This is a genomic window from Algoriphagus sp. (assembly GCF_029254265.1).
In the GTDB taxonomy this organism is placed as follows: domain Bacteria; phylum Bacteroidota; class Bacteroidia; order Cytophagales; family Cyclobacteriaceae; genus Algoriphagus.
Genome location: NZ_JAQWXX010000070.1, coordinates 1 through 23861, shown reverse-complemented (window position 1 = coordinate 23861; position 23861 = coordinate 1). Strand labels below are relative to the sequence as shown.

The 23861-nt window shown below is 40.6% G+C and carries 22 protein-coding genes; 11 read left to right on the top strand and 11 right to left on the bottom strand.

Going from position 1 to position 23861, the window contains the following annotated elements:
* Nucleotides 1-102: 102 nt before the first annotated feature.
* The 6 genes from dnaN to P8O16_RS09970 all read right to left on the bottom strand — a co-directional run bounded on the left by dnaN (nucleotide 103) and on the right by P8O16_RS09970 (nucleotide 6223).
* Nucleotides 103-1227: a DNA polymerase III subunit beta gene (gene dnaN / locus P8O16_RS09995; RefSeq protein WP_075349250.1), complete on the bottom strand. Its 1125-nt coding sequence runs from the start codon at nucleotides 1225-1227 to the stop codon at nucleotides 103-105.
* Between the two features lie 172 nt (nucleotides 1228-1399).
* Nucleotides 1400-3085 carry a gliding motility-associated ABC transporter substrate-binding protein GldG gene (gene gldG, locus P8O16_RS09990; protein ID WP_300314047.1) on the bottom strand — a complete coding sequence of 562 codons (1686 nt, stop codon included), beginning with the start codon at nucleotides 3083-3085 and terminating at the stop codon, nucleotides 1400-1402.
* Complete coding sequence (gldF, locus tag P8O16_RS09985) at nucleotides 3082-3801, bottom strand: gliding motility-associated ABC transporter permease subunit GldF (RefSeq protein WP_300314044.1); 720 nt, start codon at nucleotides 3799-3801, stop codon at nucleotides 3082-3084. Before gldF ends, gldG begins: the two co-directional genes overlap by 4 nt.
* Entirely contained in the window at nucleotides 3798-4703 is a 906-nt protein-coding gene (gene gldA, locus P8O16_RS09980) for a gliding motility-associated ABC transporter ATP-binding subunit GldA (protein WP_300314041.1), read from the bottom strand. Before gldA ends, gldF begins: the two co-directional genes overlap by 4 nt.
* 81 nt (nucleotides 4704-4784) lie before the next feature.
* Nucleotides 4785-5309 carry a peroxiredoxin gene (locus P8O16_RS09975; RefSeq protein WP_300314038.1) on the bottom strand — a complete coding sequence of 175 codons (525 nt, stop codon included), beginning with the start codon at nucleotides 5307-5309 and terminating at the stop codon, nucleotides 4785-4787.
* Between the two features lie 215 nt (nucleotides 5310-5524).
* On the bottom strand, nucleotides 5525-6223 hold the full coding sequence (locus tag P8O16_RS09970; RefSeq protein WP_300314035.1) for an SDR family oxidoreductase: 699 nt from the start codon (nucleotides 6221-6223) through the stop codon (nucleotides 5525-5527).
* 143 nt (nucleotides 6224-6366) lie between these two features.
* Between P8O16_RS09970 and P8O16_RS09965 the strand changes: the two genes are divergently transcribed.
* The 5 genes from P8O16_RS09965 (at nucleotide 6367) to P8O16_RS09945 (ending at nucleotide 13624) form a co-directional block, all read left to right on the top strand.
* The gene (locus P8O16_RS09965) at nucleotides 6367-7656 is read left to right on the top strand and encodes an amidohydrolase (RefSeq protein WP_300314033.1); all 1290 of its coding nucleotides are present in this window, start codon (nucleotides 6367-6369) and stop codon (nucleotides 7654-7656) included.
* Between the two features lie 248 nt (nucleotides 7657-7904).
* Nucleotides 7905-9188, top strand: coding sequence for an amidohydrolase (locus tag P8O16_RS09960; RefSeq protein WP_300314031.1), 1284 nt, complete (start codon nucleotides 7905-7907; stop codon nucleotides 9186-9188).
* Between the two features lie 169 nt (nucleotides 9189-9357).
* Nucleotides 9358-10398 (top strand): quinone-dependent dihydroorotate dehydrogenase, encoded by a 1041-nt coding sequence (locus tag P8O16_RS09955; RefSeq protein WP_300314029.1) that lies wholly within the window; start codon nucleotides 9358-9360, stop codon nucleotides 10396-10398.
* Between the two features lie 54 nt (nucleotides 10399-10452).
* Nucleotides 10453-12939, top strand: a complete 2487-nt coding sequence (locus P8O16_RS09950; RefSeq protein ID WP_300314027.1) for a DNA translocase FtsK — start codon at nucleotides 10453-10455, stop codon at nucleotides 12937-12939.
* 31 nt (nucleotides 12940-12970) lie between these two features.
* On the top strand, nucleotides 12971-13624 hold the full coding sequence (locus tag P8O16_RS09945) for an outer membrane lipoprotein carrier protein LolA (RefSeq protein WP_300314024.1): 654 nt from the start codon (nucleotides 12971-12973) through the stop codon (nucleotides 13622-13624).
* Nucleotides 13625-13675: 51 nt separating this feature from the next.
* Here P8O16_RS09945 and P8O16_RS09940 read toward each other — a convergent pair whose 3' ends face one another.
* Entirely contained in the window at nucleotides 13676-14224 is a 549-nt protein-coding gene (locus P8O16_RS09940) for a CvpA family protein (protein WP_300314021.1), read from the bottom strand.
* Entirely contained in the window at nucleotides 14225-14677 is a 453-nt protein-coding gene (locus P8O16_RS09935; protein ID WP_300314018.1) for a GatB/YqeY domain-containing protein, read from the bottom strand.
* A 61-nt stretch (nucleotides 14678-14738) separates the two neighbouring features.
* Between P8O16_RS09935 and P8O16_RS09930 the strand changes: the two genes are divergently transcribed.
* The 3 genes from P8O16_RS09930 to P8O16_RS09920 all read left to right on the top strand — a co-directional run bounded on the left by P8O16_RS09930 (nucleotide 14739) and on the right by P8O16_RS09920 (nucleotide 16850).
* A complete protein-coding gene (locus P8O16_RS09930) occupies nucleotides 14739-15455 on the top strand; it encodes a pyridoxine 5'-phosphate synthase (RefSeq protein ID WP_300314015.1) in 717 nt (238 codons plus the stop codon).
* A 228-nt stretch (nucleotides 15456-15683) separates the two neighbouring features.
* Entirely contained in the window at nucleotides 15684-16442 is a 759-nt protein-coding gene (locus tag P8O16_RS09925) for an alpha/beta fold hydrolase (RefSeq protein WP_300314012.1), read from the top strand.
* Nucleotides 16443-16850 (top strand): hypothetical protein, encoded by a 408-nt coding sequence (locus tag P8O16_RS09920; protein ID WP_300314009.1) that lies wholly within the window; start codon nucleotides 16443-16445, stop codon nucleotides 16848-16850.
* Nucleotides 16851-17015: 165 nt separating this feature from the next.
* On the opposite strand, the gene P8O16_RS09915 is transcribed toward P8O16_RS09920, so the two are convergent.
* Nucleotides 17016-18356, bottom strand: coding sequence for an amidohydrolase family protein (locus tag P8O16_RS09915; RefSeq protein WP_300314007.1), 1341 nt, complete (start codon nucleotides 18354-18356; stop codon nucleotides 17016-17018).
* A gap of 88 nt (nucleotides 18357-18444) precedes the next feature.
* On the opposite strand from P8O16_RS09915, the gene P8O16_RS09910 reads away from it, so the two are divergent.
* The 3 genes from P8O16_RS09910 (at nucleotide 18445) to P8O16_RS09900 (ending at nucleotide 21692) form a co-directional block, all read left to right on the top strand.
* On the top strand, nucleotides 18445-19155 hold the full coding sequence (locus P8O16_RS09910; protein WP_300314004.1) for an SAM-dependent methyltransferase: 711 nt from the start codon (nucleotides 18445-18447) through the stop codon (nucleotides 19153-19155).
* Nucleotides 19156-19158: 3 nt separating this feature from the next.
* Nucleotides 19159-20229: a membrane dipeptidase gene (locus P8O16_RS09905; RefSeq protein ID WP_300314001.1), complete on the top strand. Its 1071-nt coding sequence runs from the start codon at nucleotides 19159-19161 to the stop codon at nucleotides 20227-20229.
* A gap of 131 nt (nucleotides 20230-20360) precedes the next feature.
* Nucleotides 20361-21692, top strand: a complete 1332-nt coding sequence (locus P8O16_RS09900; protein WP_300313999.1) for a PEGA domain-containing protein — start codon at nucleotides 20361-20363, stop codon at nucleotides 21690-21692.
* Between the two features lie 27 nt (nucleotides 21693-21719).
* On the opposite strand, the gene P8O16_RS09895 is transcribed toward P8O16_RS09900, so the two are convergent.
* A complete protein-coding gene (locus P8O16_RS09895) occupies nucleotides 21720-22799 on the bottom strand; it encodes a sugar-transfer associated ATP-grasp domain-containing protein (protein ID WP_300313995.1) in 1080 nt (359 codons plus the stop codon).
* 202 nt (nucleotides 22800-23001) lie between these two features.
* Nucleotides 23002-23478, bottom strand: a complete 477-nt coding sequence (locus P8O16_RS09890) for a hypothetical protein (RefSeq protein WP_300313993.1) — start codon at nucleotides 23476-23478, stop codon at nucleotides 23002-23004.
* Nucleotides 23479-23861 lie beyond the last annotated feature (383 nt).

The window sequence follows — 23861 nt, the reverse complement described above, 5'->3', positions numbered from 1 at the left end:
CGCCGCCGCGAGAAAAAAACATTGTGCTTCTGCAGGGAACCTTTTCACAAAAAAAAACCCGAAGGAATCTCCGGGCTTTTGATTTATGGATTGTGGTTAGTTTTATACGTAGTTATTAAGCATTACCGGCATTACCAGCATTAAGATATCCTCGTTTTCGTCTTGCTCAGCTGGCAAGATCAAACCTGCTCTATTTGGAGCTGAGAATCTCAAGCTTACCTCTTTGCAAGAAAGATTGTTCAACATTTCTACCAAGAACTTTGCGTTGAAGCCGATTTCGATATCCTCTCCGTCGTGATCACAAGAAAGTCTTTCGTTTGCCTCGTTGGAGAAATCCAAATCTTCTGCAGAGATCATCAATTCCGAACCAGTCAATTTCAAACGAACCTGATGCGTGGTCTTATTCGCATAAATTGCAATTCTTCTTAATGAACTCAACAACTCCTGACGATCGATATTCATTCGATTTGGATTCTCGGTAGGAATTACGTTTTCGTAATCCGGGAATCGCTCGTCGATCAATCGACAAATCATCTTGATGTTATTGAATTTGAAATAGGCATTTGACTGGTTGAATTCAACAGTTACCGGCACATTCTCAGAAGGCAAGGTAGACTTTAATAAATTCAATGCTTTTCTAGGGATAATCAAGCTGGCAGCATCGGCTGATGCTATATCCACTCTTCTATATCTTACCAATCTATGCCCATCAGTAGCTACGAAAGTAGTATTGGTTGCACTCAAATTGATATAAACACCAGTCATTGCCGGTCTCAATTCGTCAGAACTTGTAGCAAAAATTGTATTAGAAACAGCGCTGGAAAGCACCTCTGTGGACATATCAACAGTTGTCGCATTGCTCACAGTTGGGATTTTAGGGAAATCCGTCGCATTCTCCCCCGCAAGTCTATATCTACCATTGTCTGAGCTGATCTCTACCGCATAGGTATCATGATCAATACTAAATGTTACTGGTTGCTCAGGAAGATTCTTGAGGGTCTCGATTAGTATTCTAGCAGGAACCGCAATATTTCCATCTTCCTTAGCCTCCACATTGATCTCAGTCATCATAGAAGTCTGCAAATCAGAAGCGGTAATGGTCAAAAGACTATCCTTAATTTCAAAAAGGAAGTTTTCCAAAATTGGCACTACCGGATTTGTCGTTACCACACCATTGATGGCCGAAAGCTGCTTCAGTAATGCAGAAGAGGAAACAATAAATTTCATATCTAAGGCTTATTTAATTTTAACTTTTGAATGGGGGTAAATTTATAAATAAAATCTTATTCGAACCGCTGTAAAATAGAATTTGCTGAAACGAATTTACATTCGATGTAATTTTTTTCATTTTAGAGATGCAATTGTATAAAAAAGCTGATTGATTATCCCCCAAAGTCAATCAATTCTTTCGACCGTAGTTATTTCTACGAACGGTCCAAACCATCCCTCCTATTCCCAAAAGAACCAAAACCGGCAAGACCACATTGATCAATTGCCAAAAGGTTTTTTCTTCAGCCACCTTCACTTTATTCAGCGGTCTAATTTGAAAGGTTCGGGTTCGGGAAGCAATAATTCCTTCAGGATCTGTCAGGTATTTGACCATATTTTTAAGCAAAATCTTATTGGCAAAAGTGGTTTGACTGAGTTGATCCTCTCCTAATGTTAGCGGTGAACCATCTTGAAAGCTCAATCGACTTTGAAAAAGCTCCCCATCGCCAAAAACCACGACTTTACCATTGCCACTTTCTTTGAAATCTGCTTTATCAAATTCTTCCGGAGCAAAACGATTTTTAAAAACTGAGGTAAACTCACCTTCCAGTAAATACCCCAAAGGAAGATTTTCCAAATCAAAAGTCTTTGGGTCTGGTTCGATAGACACCTCTGCCAGCGAAATCTGCATGGGAGCTGGAATTATTTTAGAATAGTCTGAAGTAAAAATTAGGGGGATCTTCTTGACGCCATCAGCCTTTACGGTATCCATGCTACTGGCATATTCAAAACTGACCAAATCCAACCCCTTGGTAATCGGATGATTTTGCATTCGGCCTGCTTGAAAAAAATAGAGCCAAGGCATGGGACGCATTTGTTCCTGGTTCCCAAAATTCCCGGCCATGGTTGGAATCAATCCAAAATTCATGTCTTGAATCAAATCATTATTGATGCGAATTCCATATCGAAAAAGTAAATTCTCCAATCCGGTTTCAAATGGCATTCCAATCGTAGTTCCTCCGGAAAGCGCTTGTTCCTCCACAGCAACGCCATTCAATAGAACTACCAGATTTCCTCCATTCAAGACATATTGATCCAATAAGTAAATTTCCCGGTCAGAGTAGCTTTCCTTTGGAGATTGAATGATTACTGTTTTAAAATTTGAGAGATCAGCAGTTTTTTTAGCTTGCTCCAAAGGCACTTTGAAAATCTCAAATTCACCATCCAGCGCCTCAACAATTCCATAACCATCATCTCTCCCATTTTCTCCATGCCCAATAATCATAGCTATAGAAGAAGATTCAGGAGAAATCAATTTCTGAATCGCGGCGATAAGCTCAAATTCAAGGTTCTCAATGGACTGATTTAGGATTTGCTCTGGGCTCATTCCACGTTCGCCTTTGAGTACCAAAGCTCCGGTTTCATATTCTGAATCGCTCACCAAAAATCCCGGGAAGATCAGCTGGGCCTGTTGACTGGAATTTTGATTTGAAAAAACATTGGTTGGATTAATTCCATAGTCCACCAAATCCAGAATAAATTCCTCTTGTTTTTCCTGATCTACAGATAGAGGATCGAAATAAGAATAGGTGATCGCTTCTGGACTGTAAGCATTGAAAGTCCTCACTGTCTCTTCGATTGACTTTTGAAGTCTTCGCATCCCACCTGGCAGATTTTCTCCAACTAAAAGTATATCCACATGGAGTGGTTCAGTCAATTGAGAAAGGACTTTTTCTGTCCCCGGGTGTAGGGAAAAGCGCTTTTCTTCAGTGAGATCAATTCTAAAGCGAACCAGCTGCGCAAGTATTATGAAAACGAAAACTCCCCCGATCAGGAAAATCCAAGGCTTGGCGGTATGGAAAAAAGATTTTTTCATTTGCTTCGCAAAACCAAAATAGTCCCTCCCAAAAACAACCAAATCACCCCGAAAAGAAAGAAAATATCTCTCGAATCAATCACTCCCCTACTCAAATTAATGTAATGATAACTTAAGCTCAACTCTTCTAACCAATAGGCAAAGTCTCCCAGCTGCAAATCTGCTGCAGCTGAAAACCCAAAGTAAATCACAAAACACAAAAATACTCCTACCACAAAAGCAAGTACCTGCTGAGATGTCAATGCAGAGGAAAAAAGTCCTACTGAAGTGAACACAGCACCAATCATGAGTAAACCTATCCAGCTTCCAAAGAAACCTGCCTGATCCAAATTACCCACTGGGTCTCCTAACGAGACCACACTGAAATAATAAATCAACGTAGGCAAAAGAGCCACGGAAACTAAGGCAAGCAACGCTAAGTATTTTGCCACAACGATCTGAAATATTGAAAGTGGTGAAGTCCGAAGAAGCTCCCAAGTTCCAGTTTTACGCTCCTCTGCAAGAACTCGCATGGATAATGCCGGAATCAAAAAAGTAAATACGTAAGGGGTATAGCTGAAGAGTACTTCCAAGTCCGCATATCCATATTGAAGGATACTACTTTCGGGAAAAACCCAAACGATCAGTCCTAATGCAACCAGAAACAAAGCAAGCACCAGATAGCCTAAAAGGCTTCCAAAAAATGCATTGATCTCTTTCCAAAACAGACTACTCATTTCGTGATTTCCCGGAAAATTTGTTCCAAATTCTTTTTGTTCTGATTCAAGCTAATCAGATTCAATTCCTTTTGTTGAATCAACTGCATGATCTCTTTTCTAGCATCTCCCGCATGAGAAACGCTGATCAAAACTTCATTCTTACCTTTTGATCCAAATTGAATTCCATTGAATTGCTGAAACCATTCCAATTCCAACTCTTCCTCTGTCTCTAAAACGAGTTGAACCTCGGTTGCTTTGGATTTGAGATTTTCTAAAGAATCAGCAGCTAAGATTTTTCCTTTGTTGATGATCACGACATCAGCACAAATAGCCTCCACTTCCTGCATAATGTGGGTGGAAAGGATTAATGTTTTATTCGCTGCAACTTCTTTGATTAGAGCCCGGATTTCTACCAATTGATTGGGATCCAAACCAGTGGTTGGCTCATCCAAAATAATAATTTGGGGATCATGGATCAAAGCTCTTGCAAGCCCCACTCGCTGTCGGTAGCCTTTAGAAAGCTGTCCGATTTTCTTATGCTGTTCAGGTTCGAGACCGGTTTTTTGAAGCATCTCAACAACTCTTTGCTTCAGCTTTTTCCCAGCCAGCCCATACAAACCACCTGAGAATTCCAGAAATTCTCGGACATACATATCCAAGTAAAGGGGATTATGCTCAGGCAAATAACCGATCAATGGACTGACTTGCTTTGGGGAATCAATTGCATTTTTTCCCAAAACAGAAACCGATCCACCATCAGGAGTCAAGTAGCCACAAATGATTTTCATCGTTGTAGATTTACCAGCGCCATTGGGTCCTAAAAAACCTAAAATCCTTCCGGGTGCGACCGAAAATGACACTTCATCAAGTGCTTTTTGGGAACCGTAAATTTTCGTGAGTTGGCTTACTTCTAGAGACATTGGTCTTTTTTGTCATTCAAAAGTAAGTAAAAATGTTTTGTTGTTTCTGTTTGAAAAAGCAATCCAAAGATCAATTAAGCTTTACTTGCCTTGTCTCAAGTTCTCCAGCAATAGATTAAGATCAGTGATCCCCACGTATTCTGCTACAAGCTGCTTTTCTGAATTGTAGCAATAGATGGAAGGCACACTTCTTATCTGATAGTAACTAGCCACTTTCATTTCAGCATCAAGCAAAAAATGAACATAGCTTTTGTCTTTAATCCCCAAACCATTCACAAAACCAATCATCTCCTCAATTGGCTGGACAGTTGTCAGGATTAAATTATAATCTTTAAACTCTTCAATTCGCTTTGAGATCGCGCCAAGTTCATCTTGACATAAATGGCAGGTAGAGCTAAAATAAATAAAGAGCGTAGGCTTATTATCTGCCAACTGGTGAATGGAACTCATTTTTCCATTAATATCATTAAGCGTAAAGTCCGGAAGCATACTAGGAGCTGCAATCTCAGGCTTTTGAACCGGAGGCTCATTCTTTGCCAACAAACTGATGTACGCGGTCCCTCCGAGAAGTACCACAATTAAAATAATCAGATTAAGTTTTTTCATGACAGGTCTTTATAAATGAATGACGAAAGTAAACACATAACCTAATCAAAACAATTTTAAAACCTTTTGAGCGGTAAAATCTAGGGCAATGTCTTTAAGAATTGGGTCTTAGAAAGGCTGAGTTTAAACTTATACCGTTTAAACTTTCCGGGAATGCCGAGGAAATTCTTATCGTTAAGAATTTCCTCAGCCCTTCTGAATTTTTTCAAATAATATTACTTCTTCCCTTTTGGTCTTAGCGGTCTACACTCCACGTCTGCCACGAAATAATTTGGGTGAGTTTCGAGTGTCTGAAGCATGGTCGTGGCCACATCGATTGGTCTCATCATATTTTCATTGGCTTGAACGCCTGGAATATCATCGAAGAAATTGGTTTGGATAGAACCTGGATAGATGGTGGACACTTTGATTCCAAAATCTCTAAGCTCCATATACAAGGAATGAGAAATTCCTCGAACTGCATGCTTGGTGCCTACGTAGCCGGCAAACTGATTAACTCCATTTAGTCCAGCGATAGATGCTACATTAAGAATATGTCCTTCGTCTGCAGCCTTCATCCCAGGAATAAGTCGCTTGACCGTATAGAAAATCCCATGAACATTGGTATCAAACATCGCTTTCCAATACTCAGAAGAGAAAGTTTCTGTTGCGCCAGCTACGCCAAATCCAGCATTATTCACAAGGATCCGGATATCTGTCCCTAACTTTTTTGTGGTTTCTTGAAATGCATTTTCAACTGAATCTTCTTTTGCTACATCGCAGGTGAAAAATTGAAAGTTGGCATGACTAAAGTCCGGAGCTGTTCTTCCCCAACCTGCTACGATCGTTCCTTTTTCGATTAAAAGTTTGACTAATTCAAGACCGATGCCTTTACTTACACCTGTGACTACTGCGATTTTGTTGGTGAGTTCCATAAAATTAAATTCTATTGTTTCCCTTTACAAGAGGATTCTGAGCCGAAATAGTTCTTTTAGATTAAGTTTTTGATACAATTGAACATAATTGGTTGTCGACTTAATCATTTTTTTAAATTTGGAATAGAACAAACCCCTCAACTATGAAAAAATTTCTACTTCCCCTGATCCTAATTTCGGGGACAGCCTTTGGACAATCAAGCCTAAGGCCAGCAATCGATAAACAAGCAACATCTATCGAATCAAAGGTCATCGAATGGCGAAGAGATATTCATCAAAATCCGGAGCTCGGAAATCAGGAAACCCGAACGGCAAAAAAAATAGCGGATCACCTTCGCTCCTTAGGAATCGAAGTCACTGAGGGTATGGCTGTGACAGGTGTAGTTGGAGTTCTTAAGGGCGGAAAACCCGGACCAACAGTAGCGCTTCGTGCAGATATGGATGCTTTGCCGGTAACAGAACGTGCTGATTTACCTTTCAAATCCACAGTAACCACAACTTATAATGGACAAGAAACAGGTGTAATGCATGCCTGCGGTCACGACACCCATGTGGCTATTTTGATGGGAGTAGCAGAAGTCCTTGCTAGCATGAAAGATCAGCTACAGGGAAATGTGAAGTTTATCTTCCAACCCGCAGAGGAAGGAATCTACGAACCGGGCGTCACTTCCTGGGGAGCTAAACAGCTAGTGGAAGAGGGAGTCATGAAGGATGTTGATGCGATCTTCGGATTACATATTTCTGCGCAAACTGAAGTCGGAAAAATAGGATACCGGTCGGGACCGGCTCAGGCTGCTGTTGATAATCTGGAAATCATCGTACATGGTACACAAGCACATGGAGCATCTCCTTGGTCTGGTGTGGATCCAATCGTCACCTCCTCTCAAATTGTTACCGGATTACAAACGATTCTTTCCCGAAATGTGAATATCACTCAAAATCCTGCGGTAGTTACAATAGGAGCTATTCACGGGGGTATCCGTCACAATATCATCCCGGAGAAAGTAGAAATGATTGGCACCATCCGAACCTTCGGTGACGAGCAGCAGGCACTTATTCATAAACGAATAACTGAAATAGCTACAAATATTGCCGAGAGTGCCGGTGGGACAGCTGAGGTAAACATCACCAAACTCTATCCTTCTACCATTAATGATCCAGAGCTAACCGCTAAAATGGTAGCAACAATTGAGGCTGCAGCAGGCAAAGAAAATGTGAATTATAATCCTCCGGTAACCGGCGCTGAAGATTTTAGCTTTTATCAAAGAGAAAAGCCAGGGTTATTTATAGGCCTAGGTGGAATGAAGAAAGGTGGCGATCCGACCAAAACTCCTTCACATCATACCCCTGATTTCTACATCGATGAAAGTGGATTTGTACTTGGGATGAGAGTGATGAGTTATTTTGTGGTGGATTATATGGGAATGAAATAATATGAGATTTTAGATTTATGATATCAGATTTGTCCAAGTAAATAGAGTTGACTTTGAAAAATACCTAGATCGAAAAGGTCTGGGTATTTTTTATTCCAAAAAATGAGAAACTTCGCCGAAAACAAGAAAGGTCAAATTGATTAGGAATAAAGCAGATTTATATAACTTGGAAAATCAATATACATTTTAGAACAACTCAATAAGACAGAATTCTAAATCGACTTATCTAAACATTAAAATATAAAATTTTGAAAAAGCTAGTTCTACCATTTCTCTTTCTTTCGATCGCCAGCTTTGGCCAATCTAGTTTGCGACCAAAAATTGATCAGTCAGCAGAAAAAATTGAAACCAAAGTCATCGAATGGCGAAGGGATTTTCACGAAAATCCAGAGTTGAGTAATCAAGAAGTTCGTACGGCAAAGGTAATTGCCGAGCATCTTCGCTCACTTGGTATGGAAGTTACCGAAGGGGTAGCAATCACAGGAGTTGTAGGTGTATTGAAAGGTGGAAAGCCAGGACCTATGGTGGGCCTTCGAGCGGATATGGATGCTCTACCGGTTACTGAGCGCGCAGATGTCCCTTTCAAATCTACTGTGACCACCACCTACAATGGACAGGAAACAGGTGTCATGCATGCCTGTGGACATGATTCCCACATGGCAATTCTGATGGGAGTTGCTGAAGTTTTGGCTGGAATGAAAGACCAATTGCAAGGTTCTGTTAAGTTTATTTTTCAACCTGCTGAAGAAGGAGTCTATGATGGAAGTCTGGCAGGAGCTGAGCTAATGGTGAAAGAAGGTGTCATGAAGGACGTAGATGCAATCTTTGGATTACACATTTGGGCACAAATTGAAGCCGGTAAAATAGGCTACAGATCAGGTCCATTTATGGCCGCAGTGGACAATCTTAAAATCACCGTCAATGGCACTCAAGCCCACGGAGCATCTCCATGGTCAGGAGTAGATCCAATTGTAACTTCCTCTCAAATTGTAATGGGACTTCAGACCATTCTTTCAAGAAACGTCAATGTCACCCAAAACCCAGCTGTTGTGACCATAGGAGCGATTCATGGAGGTATTCGTTCTAATATTATTCCTGAAAAAGTAGAAATGATCGGTACGATCCGGACTTTTGGAGATGAGCAACAAGCTTTAGTCCACAAGCGAATTACTGAAATCGCAACCAATATTGCTGAAAGTGCAGGAGCCTCAGCAAATGTAGAAATCGGAAAACTTTATCCATCCACGGTAAATCCTCCAGCCTTCACCGCTCAAATGCTTCCATCAATCCAAGCGGCAGCTGGCGAGGGAAATGTAATTGCAATGGATCCAATAACCGGATCAGAAGACTTTAGCTTTTTCCAGCGGGAAAAGCCTGGGATCTTCATCATGCTTGGTGGAATGAAGAAAGGGGGAGATCCTTTAACAACCCCATCTCACCATACCCCGGATTTCTATTTGGAAGAAAGTGGATTTAAGCTTGGAGTTCGGGCTCTGAGTTATTTTGTGGTGGATTACATGGGAATGAAATAAATTTAAGATTTAGGACATGAGATTTACGACGTTCTAGTGAACACCAGATATCAAACTAAAGATCATCATTTTATTAAAGTAGATTTAAAATCAAATATTCAGATCAAAAAAATCTATTTCAAACCCCGAATAAGTACCTTTGAGCGTTTGACCCCAACCTGAATAAACTGTGTATAAATCCATTTTAAAGCCACTCTTTTTTCTCAAAAAACCAGAAGACGCACATCATTTCACTTTTGATCTGACTAAGCTGACTTTTAACCTCCCTATCATTAAGTCATTGGTCAAGTCAACTTTCCAGTTTGATGATCCGAGATTAGAGCGAGAAGTTTTTGGATTGAAATTCAAAAATCCAGTAGGACTTGCTGCAGGTTTTGACAAGGATGCCAAGCTGATCGATGAGATGGCGATGCTGGGTTTTGGATTTATAGAAATCGGAACGCTAACTCCCAAGCCTCAAGAAGGAAATCCTCAACCCAGACTTTTCCGACTTCCACAGGATGAAGCACTCATCAATCGAATGGGCTTTAACAATGGTGGTGTTTTGGACGCTGTAGAACGATTAAAGAATCGAAAGTCGGATGTGATCATTGGTGGAAATATTGGCAAGAATAAAAATACACCAAACGAAAATGCAGTAGACGATTATCTGTTTTGTCTGGAAGCACTTCACGATTATGTGGATTACTTTGTGGTCAATGTAAGCTCACCCAACACGCCAAACCTTCGGGATTTGCAGGAGAAAGAGCCGTTAAAAGCCTTACTTCAAGCGGTCAAATCCGCAAATGATTTAAAAGAAAAACCAAAGCCCATTCTATTAAAAATAGCTCCCGACTTGACTGATGGACAGCTCGATGACATTGTGGAAATCGTGATGGACACCAATATTGACGGCGTTATTGCTACTAACACGACTATCGACCGATCCGGATTGACCACCGCCAAAGCGGAAGTAGAGGCGATCGGTGCAGGAGGCGTTAGCGGTAAAGTCCTCGCCAAACGAAGTACGGAAGTAGTTCGGTATTTGAGCAGGAAATCAGTTGGTGCTTTTCCTATTATCGGTGTGGGAGGAATTTATTCTGCCGAGGATGCCATCGAGAAACTAAAGGCGGGAGCATGCTTAGTTCAAGTTTACTCAGGCATGATTTATGAGGGACCTGGACTGATTAAAAAGATTAAAAAAGGATTATTGGCTTATTTTTCGAGATAAATTATAAATCTATTTTCATTAATCTTAACTTAAAATCGGATCTGAATCGCATACATGGCCACCAATTCACCCAGGACCAATACTTTTCGTAAAAAAGGAGAACCCCAAAAAAAGAAGGAGTCTAAGCCTTTGGGAACTGGATTTTCATTAGGAAAATTCAAGAGCAATAAGCTTGTCTTGACCTTAGGGATTCTATTGATGTCAGCATCAATATTTTTATTTATCGCATTTATCAGTTACCTACTTAATGGACCCACGGATCAAAGTTTGGTCATGAATAATCCAGATGAGGCTATTCGAGAAACTGCTAGAGAAACCAAGAATCTTCTTGGATATTTAGGAGCTCAAGCTTCTAATTGGCTCATTTACCGCTGGTTTGGCATGGCGGCCTTTCTTTTTCCCCCTTTCTTGTTTTTGCTTGGATTTAGATGGGCTTTTAAAGTTTCACTCGTCTCTTTGACCCGCTACACAACCTTTGCCCTTTTCTTCACATTCTGGATTGGCCTTTTTACAGGCTACATTGTGATTTTGGTTCAAGGCTATTCGTATTGGAGTTTTCTATCCGGAGGCTTTGGTTACGAACTTGCCAAATTATCCTCCGATTTTTTGGGTTGGGGTACTTTCATCCTAATTGGTGGAGCACTATTAATATTCGTTGTATTCTTTTTTGATATTGACAAATTGGAATGGTTCAGTTCCAAATCAGCTGATGAAGACACCTTAGATTCCTCGTTGGAAGAATCTATTCCCCTCAAAAATCCCTTTCAGGAGGAGTTTGATCTAGAGGAAAATGACGAAGAAGAGGAAGATGAAGACCTTATTGACGACGATGGTAGTGCCTGGATAATTAAAGGTAAAGAGGAAGTAAAACCTTCAGAAAAAGTAAAGGCTCCTATAGCTTTTGAGGTACCGCAATTAAACATCCTGGATCCTGAACTGGATAAGGAACCGGAAGAGCTCGAAGTAGCTGACAAAAACTTCTCGGTTGTGAAACCTGCAGGAGAAGAAAAAACAGCAGAAGAAGTACAAAATCTGGACGCTTATGATCCAACACTGGATCTTCCAAAATACAAGTATCCTACACTGGATTTACTGAATGAGTACGATGTCCAAAAAGTAACAGTTTCAAGACAGGAACTTGAGGACAATAAAAACAAGATTGTTGAGACCTTAGAAAATTTCAAAATTGGAATTCAGGAAATCAAAGCAACCATTGGACCGACTGTAACACTTTATGAGATCGTTCCAGAACCTGGTGTGAAAATCTCCAAAATCAAAAATCTTGAAGATGACATTGCTTTGAGTTTGGCAGCATTGGGGATCCGAATCATAGCACCGATTCCTGGAAAAGGAACTATTGGTATAGAAGTGCCAAATAAAAATCGTGAACTGGTTCCTGCTCGCGCTGTTTTGGGAACAGAAAAATTCATGAAATCGGATAAAGATCTTCCGATTGCACTAGGAAAGACGATTTCCAATGAGGTTTTTGTGGCTGATCTTGCGAAAATGCCTCACTTGCTTATGGCGGGTGCAACGGGTCAAGGAAAGTCCGTGGGGTTGAATATGATTCTAGCTTCTTTGATTTATAAGAAGCATCCTTCCCAATTGAAGTTTGTCTTGGTAGATCCGAAGAAAGTTGAATTAACCTTATTCAATAAAATAGAACGTCATTTTTTGGCTAAGCTACCTGGCTCTGAGGAGGCAATTATCACCGACACCAAGAAGGTAATTTATACCTTGAATTCACTTTGTATCGAGATGGACAATCGATACAATTTGCTCAAAGAAGCTGGCACTAGAAATCTTAAGGAATACAACGCGAAATTTATTGCACGCAAACTTAATCCAGACAAAGGCCATTATTTCATGCCTTACATCGTCTTGGTAATTGATGAGTTGGCGGATTTGATGATGACTGCAGGAAAGGAAATTGAAGGCCCTATAGCCCGACTGGCCCAGTTAGCCAGAGCGATTGGAATTCACTTGGTGGTAGCTACTCAGCGACCATCTGTAAACGTGATCACCGGTATTATCAAAGCCAATTTCCCGGCAAGACTTTCTTTCCGTGTAACTTCCAAAATTGACTCCAGAACAATCCTAGACACCGGTGGTGCAGATCAATTGATTGGTATGGGCGATATGTTACTTTCCCATGGATCAGAAATCACAAGGATCCAATGCGCATTTTTGGATACGCCGGAAGTGGATGCAATTTGTGACTGGATCGGAGAGCAAAAAGGTTACTCTGACGCCTATTTACTTCCTGAATTTGAAGGCGAAGATGGTAATAGTGGCGTTGGTGAAATAGACCTTTCAGATCGGGATCCACTATTTGATGATGCGGCTAGACTAATTGTGATGCACCAGCAAGGGAGCACTTCCCTGATTCAGCGAAAGTTGAAGTTAGGATACAACCGTGCCGGAAGAATTATTGATCAATTGGAAGCTGCAGGTATAGTTGGATCCTTCGAAGGCTCCAAAGCGCGAGAGGTACTCGTGCAAGATGACGCTAGTTTGGAACGGTTATTGAATAGTTTGTAGGAGCTTACAAAAGTTTCGCTTTACCTATTCAATGAAAAAAATCATCCTTCTTTTTTTCCTATTTATTGCGGTTACATTCAGTTTCGAAGCAACCGCTCAAAAAGACCCCAAAGCAAAAATCCTTTTAGATGCCATGAGCCAGAAATTTCAGACGATGAATGGCTTTACAGCTAGTTTTGATTTTACTTTTCAGGATCAAACAGGTTCCAGTGATCGCCAAACAGGAGAGATTGCAGTGAAAGGCGAACAATACAGATTGAAGCTTCCAGAGCAGGAAATCTACAATGATTCCAAAACCGTCTGGACTTTTATCCAAACTGATGACTACAAAGAGGTCACGATCAACGATGCTTCGCAAATGGAAGGTGAGCTTACTCCGTCTAACATTTATAGGATGTACGAGTCAGGATACAATTACAAGCTATTAGGCGAAAAGCAATTTCAAGGTAAAACGGCCCAACTGGTCGAACTTACTGCCATCAAATCAGGAGCTCCTTTTGAAAAAGTTACGCTAAGAATCGAAAAGGTTACCAACAACTTATTGGGTTGGGAGATGTATGATGGACAAGGAGGAGTTTTCTCTTATGCCTTCACCAATTTGAAAACCAATGTCAATCTTCCTGCAAACTATTTCAGCTTTGATGTGAAGCAGCATCCGGGAATCGAAGTGATTGATTTAAGATAATTTCGGTTTTTATCCTTAAAAAAAAATTCTTAAACTTATCAATGAGACACTCTAAATCTCATCTACTTTTTCCTTAATATCCTCAACAAACTCATCCAATTTATCTCTTGTGCTTTTCACGCTCGGAAACAATGGCTCAACTGCATCAATTACTGCTGGCGCTAAAGGTTTGATATAGCCCAAGATTTCTGAATTTTTCAGCCACTTTTTGGGAAGGTCCATTTTAAACTCAGAGGTAAACCAGAGAAATAAGCTGATAAAAAATCCTGCTTTGACTACTCCTAAAACTCCTCCCGCAGCACTGTCAATTCCACCCAACAGGATCAAATCCATCACTTGCTTGAGTGCCCACCCCACTATTCGAATTAATAGCATTGTAATAATAAAAATAACAAGGAAACCCACCAAAGGATATCCAAGGTTGACTTCTGTAACTGTTTCCCCCAACCAATCGGCCATGCTGTCCATGAAGTAAAAACCCAAAACAATAGCGATCACAAAACCGACTAGACCTACGATGCTCATGAGAAATCCTTGTTTGAATCCCTCATAAGCACCGAGGCCTAAGATGATCAATATGACAATATCAACTGCTTCCAATTAGCTATTCAATAGTGCTTTCACTTTTTCAGCAATCACCTTGCCATCTGCCTTTCCTGCAAGTTCTTTACTGGCAACACCCATTACTTTTCCCATATCTTTTGGGCTAGACGCTCCAGTCTGGACAATGATTGCTTGGATTGCAGCGGTAATTTCTTCCTCTGTCAATGCCTTTGGCAAAAACTCCTGAATGATGGCTAGTTCGGCCATTTCTACTTCCAAAAGATCCGCTCTTCCCTGCTGCTCATAGATCTCCGCGGAGTCCTTTCGCTGCTTGGCTGCTTTGGTAAGGATTTTCAATTCGTCCTCTTCTGTGATTTCCGCTTTGGCTCCACTCTTGGTTTCTTCCAATAAAATCAGGGATTTGATAGCTCTTAAGGCACTCAATCGAGTTTTATCCTTAGCGATCATTGCGGATTTAATTTCACTTTCTATGTTCTGCTTTAAACTCATAAGTCCTAAGTTTGTGTTACAAGGTTATTAATTAAGTCAAAAATACCTTTTCAGATCGAATATGACCAAGCTAAGTGTAAATATTAACAAGATTGCTACCCTAAGAAATGCCCGCGGAGCCAATAATCCCAATGTGGTTCAAGTCGCTTTGGATGCCGAGCGATTCGGTGCTCAGGGTATTACTGTTCACCCTAGACCCGATGAGCGACACATTCGCTACCAAGATGTAATGGACCTATCGAAAGTGGTGACCACCGAATTTAATATCGAAGGCTACCCAGACCAACGCTTTATGGATTTGGTGAAAAAAGTAAAGCCAGCCCAAGCTACGCTAGTACCCGATCCCCCAACAGCCATCACCTCCAATACGGGATGGGACACTATTGCTCACCAAAGTATGCTTAAGGATATTGTCGCAGAATTGAAAGAGGCCGGGATTCGGGTATCAATCTTCATCAATCCAGAAGTAAAATATTTCGAACCTGCAAAGCTTACCGGAACAGATCGGGTGGAACTCTACACTGAGCCCTATGCTGTAGGATTCCCCATAGATCCGGAAAAAGCAGTAAGACCTTACATCGAAGTGTCTGAAATTGCAAGGGAATTAGGCTTAGGATTGAACGCAGGCCATGATTTGGACTTGCATAATTTGGCCTTTTTGAAGAAAAGCATTCCCTATCTTGACGAAGTATCCATAGGACATGCTTTGATCTGCGATGCCTTGTATTACGGATTGGAAAATACGATTCAGATGTATCGGAGGAAGTTAGAGGAGTAGGAAGTTGGAAGTTGAAAAGTTTCGAAACTTCAATATTCACCATTCCATGTTCTTTATTTGAATTTTAGAACATCTGAATACAAAAGGTTTCGTTACTAAAAAAGTATTATTGAAAGTTATAACAGTTCGAATTTCTGGCAAATATTTAGAGTTGCTTCCAAAGTACCTATTAAATCGCTCTAGTTTCAAAAATGTCGTAAATCCAAAATCGTAAATCGTAAATCACACATGCAATTAAACTTCAAAAAAATAGGCTCAGGCCCTCCATTGGTTATTCTTCACGGACTGTTCGGTTCGGCGGATAACTGGTACAGTATTTCCAGAGAGCTCGATAAAGAATTCACCATGTATTTGGTGGACCAGCGTAATCATGGAGATTCACCTCATTCCGATGAGTGGAACTATAAAGTGATGGCAGCTGATTTACTGGATTTATTGAATGATGAAGGCTTAGACAAAGTCTTCTTGATGGGGCATTCCATGGGAGGGAAAGTTGCGATGACCTTTGCGGTCAATAATCCGGAACGTGTAGCTCGATTGATCGTGGCCGATATTTCTCCACGATACTACCCTGTACACCATGAAGTAATATTAGATGGGCTTCAGGCGATTAATCTAACAGAGATTCAGTCTAGAAAAGAAGCTGATGATGCCTTGGCAGTACACATTCCCGACTTTGGTACTAGACAATTTCTCCTAAAAAGCCTTGGCAGAAATGCAGATGGATTTTACTGGAAAATCAACCTTCCGGTAATTGTTGCCAATATTGAGGAAGTCGGAAAAGCTTTGGAAGAAGATGCGATCTATAAAGGTGAAACCTTGTTTTTGGCAGGAGAAAAGTCAAAGTACATTCAAGATAAAGACATGGAAAGCATTTTGGAGCATTTCCCCAATTACCAATTAAAAATCATCTCTAATGCCGGACATTGGCTTCATGCTGAGCAGCCAAAAGCTGTAGTGGAAGAAATTCGGAGTTTTTTGAAATAGATGATACTTAATTTCCTTCTCCTTTTTTCGCTGTTTATTACAGAAACTCCCGACTACGAAAAGCAGCTTGCTTTGCTGAATGAAACGCATCAAAATTGTCTAGGTGAAGGCAAGTTTATGATGAATTGTTCCATGGATTTTTATAATCAACTGGAAGAATTGATGAATCTTATTTTACTCGATTTTCAAGAAAATGCGAGTAAAGAAAAATTAAACTCAATTCTTGAAAGCCAAAAGGTATGGGAAATTAGAATACTACCCGAGTTTACTCTGATCAATCAAAAATTAGATTCTGCCACGGCTCCGAATGGGGCTGTGCCGCTGGACGAATTGATGTTCGCTTACAATGACCGAGCTAGAATAATTGAAGATCGGATCAACCAGCTGATTCTATTTTTTTTGAAATAGGTCCAAAGTCTTTCAAAATTTTCAAAGAGAATGAATGGGCTTATTTGATTGATTTGAATCGGTCTTATGGGTAGGAGAATCGGTCTTCGGTAATCTGAAATCATGCCACGAAACCAAAGAAAAAGAGGTCACTGCCATCATTGCGGAAAATCAGATACTTTCTAATCACTTCACCCGATTTCCATGCTTAATCACTAAGTCTACATCCTGAAGTAGGCTGATGTGTCGTAGCACATCACCCCGCACGGCGATAATGTCTGCATATTTCCCTTCGGAAATGGTCCCGTAGTCTTGGTCAACTTTCATCGCCACAGCTGGCCAGTAAGTCGCCGCTTTAATCGCTAAAAGTGGATCGTAGCCGAATTCATTCACCCAGACATCCAGCTCATTCCAGGTACTTTGACTGTGGAATTTCATTGGAATCCCACTATCCGTACCAATCAGCATTACCACGCCGCTTTGCTTGAGTTGGGAAAACTTTCGCTCCAGCGTCGGCTTCCGTACCGGAGTTAGTTGGAAGTAAGACATCCTACCCGGGTAACGAAGCGAGGCCTTGATATCCCGAATGATTGAATCCGGCAAACCCAAATGCCAGCTTGGATCATCCAATTTTTCGGGATTGTCTCTTACCGATTCATAATTGTATAAACCCTCCACAGTCGGAGTCCAAAATAGTGGCCCGCGGTTCATTTGGGCTGATCGCTCCTGGAGTGCCAGCATGATGTCTTCTGGATATTCCGGCGCCGAACTCAAGCCAGTATGCTCAAAGCAATCCACTCCAATTTTTAACCCCACACGGATTTCTTCCGGTCGATGGGAATGTCCAACTACAGGTAAGCCATATTTATGTGCCTCATCCACTACTGCCTGCGCTTCCTCTAAAGTCATCTGATCTTGATCGATGAGTTTGATTACATCTACTCCGGCATCTGCAAGTTTTTTAACTTTTGATTTGGCATCCGCTACGCCATTTACTCCCCAGCGGAAAGCTTCAGTCCCCGGATAAGCTGTTTTTTGTATAAATGGCCCGGACACATAGATGGTGGGTCCGGGAATTTCACCACGATTAATTTTATCTCGCACATTGATACTCGCTTCCAAAGGCGCTCCAAGATCTCGAGCACTAGTCACCCCAGCCATCAAAAGCTGATGTGCTGACGAAGGCATGATGACCGACTCAAACAAATCAATGTATGTCTTATCCCAATGGTCATAATCACTATGTCCGTTGATCATCAAGTGCACATGCATATCCCAAAGTCCAGGCAATACGCTCATTCCTTCGGTAGAAATCACCTCTGCACCGGCTGGAATCGCCAAACTACCCACTTGACCGACAGCAGTGATTTTATCATTCTCAATAAGAATTACTGAGTTTCTAATTGGGACTCCTCCAAAGCCATCGATCAGGGTTCCTCCCACTAGTGCTTTGGTAGATTGGGAAAAGCCTGAAGATATTCCTAAAATCACAGTGAAAAGCGCAAGAAGTAAATTTTTGAAGTTCATGGGTTCATGGGGGATTTGAGTGAATAAGTTAAAGATTTTACCCATTAAATTTTAACTTTCGGATATACCTCAATTTTTGAATCCACAAATGCCCAAAGGAAAACTCTTCCTCATACCCAATGTCTTGGCAGAAAATACTGCCCTGCACATCATCAGTCCTCAGATCAAGGAAGTAATCAGTCACACCAAAGTTTATCTGGTGGAAAACCTACGAACTGCCCGTCGATACATAAGCAGCTTAAAGCTTGGAGTAAACATCGAGGAACTCCATATGGAGATTCTAGACAAAAACACCGCTCCCGAGACCATCAATCGACTAATGCAACCTTTGCTGAATGGGGCCGATATAGGAATTATCTCAGAGGCAGGCTGTCCGGGAATCGCAGATCCAGGTGCTGTGGCAGTAGCTCATGCACATCTAAAAGGTATCCAAGTGGTGCCGCTTTCCGGACCAAGTTCCATGTTTATGGCACTGATGGCTTCGGGTTTTTCAGGCCAGTCTTTTGCCTTTCATGGCTATCTACCCATAGATAAAAAAGAGAAAACTATCGCTTTACGAAAGCTTGAAAATGAATCTGCCAAGGAGCAGCGTGCTCAGATATTTATGGAAACACCTTTTCGAAATAATCAACTTTTGGAAGATATTCTCAGCACTTTAGCCCCTCAAACCAAACTTTGCATCGCAAAAAACCTCACAGCATCCGATGAACTTGTTCTAACCAAAACCATAGCGGAATGGAAAAAATTACCCATCGACCTGCATAAAATTCCCACTGTTTTCATTCTTCAAAGTTTCTAAGCCATGTTTACCATCGATGCCCATCTTGATCTCAGTATGAATGCCCTGGAGTGGAATCGGGACTTGACCCGACCTGCTGCTGAAATCAATGCCCGTGAAAAAGGCCTGCAAGACAAACCAGATCGGGGAAATGCTTTAGTTTCGCTACCCGACCTACGGAAAGGAAATATAGGTCTGGTCGTGGCTACACAAATCGCTCGCTACGTCTCCCCCGACAATCCCCTTCCTGGCTGGAACTCTCCAGCACAGGCTTGGGCTCAAACTCAGGGGCAATTAGCTTGGTATCAAGCGATGGTAGATTTGGAGGAAATGCGACAGATCAGGAATTGGACTGATCTCCAATCCCATTTGGATTATTGGAATGACGGCGAACCCATATCTCAAAAAGCAATTGGATTTATCCTATCTCTCGAAGGTGCGGATTCGATCGTGAACCTTAGCTATTTGGAGAAAGCGTATGAATCTGGATTGCGCGCTTTGGGACCGGCACACTATGGGCCGGGCCGCTATGCTTTTGGCACCGATTCTTCTGCACCTATGAGTCAAGATGGCAAAGCATTGATTCGAAAAATGGATGAGTTAGGGATTATTTTGGACGTGACTCATCTCTGTGATTTGGCATTTTGGGATGCGTTAAATCTTTACAAAGGACCAGTTTGGGCAAGTCATAACAACTGCAGAGCCTTAGTGGATCATAATCGTCAATTTTCTGATGAGATGATCAAAGCGTTGATTGAGAGAGGCACTGTGATCGGATCAGCAATGGATGCTTGGATGCTAAGTCCTAATTGGCAGCGAGGGAAATCGACCCCAATTGAACGAAATGTGAACCTGGAAACCGTCATTGACCACATGGACCATATCTGCCAACTTGCTGGAAATGCAAACCACATCGGGATAGGCTCTGATCTGGATGGCGCTTTTGGCAAAGAGCAATCCCCACATGATTTGGACACAATTGCTGATTTGCAAAAGATCCCGAAGATTCTTGCCAGCAGAGGCTACAGCGATCAGGATATCGAAAAAGTAATGCATGGGAATTGGTTGCAATTTCTTGAAACCGCCTGGGAATAAAGACCTTATTCCAATAATCAGGGATTTGAAGTTATGTTTTTTGGTGAATAGTTGAATTAATCCCAGTAGATTTTTTGCTTAAGTTCATTTTAATCAATTATTTGCGTCAATCATTCTAATAAAAAATACTTATGAAATATAAATTTCTACTCATCCTATTTTCACTTTTTATTTTAATCCACCCCACATTTTCTCAAAAACTCCAAATTACTGCTAATCATTCAGATGCAAAATTCATTTTGTTAAATGACTATGATGATTCTGATAAGCAAGAACTCGGAACCGGTACCATTGAGTACAAACTTGAAAAGGATTCAAAGAATCGTATTAAAATCACTAAGCCTGGTTTTGAACCTATCATCAAAGAATACAATCGGGATTTAAAATGGGATAAAGACCAGAGAGTATCTCTCGATAGCAGAAGAGTGGAAATATCGGCAGAACCTTATGATGCAGAGATTCTTGTGGATGGCCGTCTAATCGGAAAAAAAGCAATTTATCTGGTTATTCAAAAAGATCGATTCCATACTGTGGAAGTCAAAAAAGCTGGCTTCGCCAAAATGGAAAAAACCTATTATAACTCCCCAGATAGGGAAACCCCTCCCATGAAAGATTATTTTCAGTTAAAGGATCGGGAAGTAAGGTTAGAAGTCAGTCCTGCAGATGCTGTTGTCAGTTCAAATGGGATTTCTTTGGGCAAGGGTAACCAAGACATTCAAATTCCATTAGGTGACTGCGTCACAGTGACTGTCAACAAGGATGGTTTTGTAGAGTACAACAAGGTGTTTTGTAATAAGGAATCTGATCCAGAGCCACCAACAAGGGAAATGGCCAAGTTGGAAGACCGATTAGTCAAAATCACCACTAACCCCTCTGATGCAGTGATCGAAATTGGGGGAAAAAGAGTTGGAACTGGAAATTATGATCTAAAGGTTTCGAAAAATGCCTGTGTTGAAGTAAGGATATCCAAAGATGGATTTGTTCGATATGTGAAAAACTATTGCAACCAAACAAATATGCAAGAGCCTCCTACTACAGATTTCATAGAAATGAATGTAGATGAAGCTTACAGCTCTTCTGTTTCATCCGATTTGGCAAATGTAAGAATCACTGTTCCGGTGAATACCATCCATAGCTCTGAAGAAGCATGGCGAATTCTCAGCTCCATCATTACAAGGTATTTTGATATTCTTGAGACAGTAGATTACAACACTGGATATTTAACCACTTCTTGGCAAGTACAGAACTTCCAATCCAGTATAATCCGAACAAGGGTAATTGTGAGTAGTGGTGGAAATTCTGACCAAATAGCCTATGCAATTAAACTTATCAGTCAAGAGGCTTACCTCGATGGTCAAAATCAAGTAACTGTCAAAGACGATGAGAAATTTGAGGATTGGGCAAGGATCCTGAAAAAATATGAAGGTCTAATCGAAGAAGTTCAAGCAAGACTTCAACAATAGCCTAATCCATTTATTATCAAACCTCGGTCAGAAATGGCTGAGGTTTTTATTTTTCCACAGATCTTCCCATCCCAAGCCCCTAAAATGCGGGCCTATTGCAGCCTCTTCCATATTGTAAGATGGTGTGACGGTATTCCATTCCATGATTTTCACCTGATCATTTTCGTCTACAATCATATCCCATGCGATCAGACCAAAATGTGGATTTTGATCGTGTAGCTTTTCGCAGAGACTTTTGATCTCCTCATACTTTGGGATTTGGCGATCCTTGATCGAAACACCTGTCTCAGTGTGTTTATCTACAATTTCCCAATTTCCAAAGAAACCAAAGTCATGGGTGCGACCGTCTTGAATTCTAATCCCAATTCGAATGCAGTGATCTTCATAGATAAATGGAACTCCTTCCAAACCCAGACGGATGGCTGACTGAACAACCCAAGCATCTTTTTGGGCTGGTTTGTAAGTAGTGACCCGTAGACTCGGCACACAAGATGGACTTAGCTCTTTAAATAATTCATGAGGTATAATTGGAGACTGAATCACAAAATTCCCCAACTGATTAAAGTCCAAGTTTGAAAATTGCACTTTATCAATTTTCATTACTCCACTCCCTTGTGACGTATGGTCTTGTTTTAAAAAAACAAATGGATAATCATCGAAAAGAATTTTCTTTAAGGCTAGCGGATTAGTTTTTTGCCCGGATGCTGTTAGCCAACTTCCATTAACAAAATAAGCCAAGTCAGGCAAAGCCTCCGAATTCAGAAATTTTTTTGTTAAGGTTTTTATTTTGCCAAAAGGCTGTAATGAACCATTTAGAGTAGGATATACTATTCGTGCCAAATAGTCTAATGGCATCCAACCCTCCAAAAATTCACCTCTACAAGCTGTAAAAACCTTGAGCCAAGTTGAAAAAGAAGCCGCCCCCAAGACATCTGCTGCATAGGTTTCAATTTCTTTCTCCTGTTTTTGACTCAGTTTATGATCGGGGTTTTGCCGGATAAGTGATTCATAGGCCTTTGTTGCACCTTGACGGTAATAACCATCAGTTGCCTGATTCTTCCTTTTCTGTTGATTTTGTCTGTAAAGTTTCTTTATCGTTGAGATCATTTCCTGCTTTTTCCTTTTTTTAAAAAGACATATGGATTTTGGTAAAACAAACGAAAATCTAGGATTTAATGAATGAGAAACAAAATGCTCTAGCGAATGAATAAAATAAAAAGGATGATTTTAAACAGATCTAGGTCTAAATAATAAAATCTAATCTATACTCTGGATTTAAGGTTTTTTTCAATTCTTGTTTTTAAACCTTTTAAGACACCTTATTTGAAAGAGTTGTCCCAAATTGGTAAGAAAAGCTCATTTGTCGGATCTCAATAAATCTTAATAAGGAGTAACAAAAAGTTGCCATACCAACCATTTCAAATGTTTCCTCTAACGTAGCAATCCAACCATAATAAATATCCTCTCCAAAAGCTTCAGCTCGAAGACCACCTAGCATTTCCATCCCTACAGCCCCTAAAAGGAATATTGCTCCTGACAAAATAAAAAGATTCCTCGTCTCACCTGGAAGACGCTTTAAAAACGGAATGAATACGATTATAAATAAAATAACTAGCATCATATAAGGAATCATCCAAGCAAAATAAAAAAGACCCGTTGTTTCAATTCTCGACCTTACCATAGAAATAAGAAGTTCATGAAACTGTGCTCCTTCGTCAAGAGATAGAAATAAGAATACCCAACCCATCAAAAACCAACCAACATAAGGCTCTTTGGATTCTTTCATCGATTTACCGATCAAATAAATAATAACAGCGCATAGAAAAATTAGAAAAGACGAAAATAGGGTGGGTATATTCCCTTCTCTGTCCATGTTAAACAAATTGATTGAATTTTCGAGGGAACGCTCTCCAAACAACCCAAAATGTGAATGTAATAGACCCAAAACATTTATTATTGCTAGAAGGCTTATCATAGCCAACAATGCCATATAGATTTTTGAAGGAATAATCTTTGTACTCATATATCAGTCTTCATAGATGAATTTTAGGTTATATGTATATCCGCAAAGATGCCAGTAGCCAAATAAGTTAGAAGTGACAGCCAGTGACAATCGCTTTCTTGCGATCTTAACGGGTACTAAATTAGGTCAAAATAAACGGTTTTGAC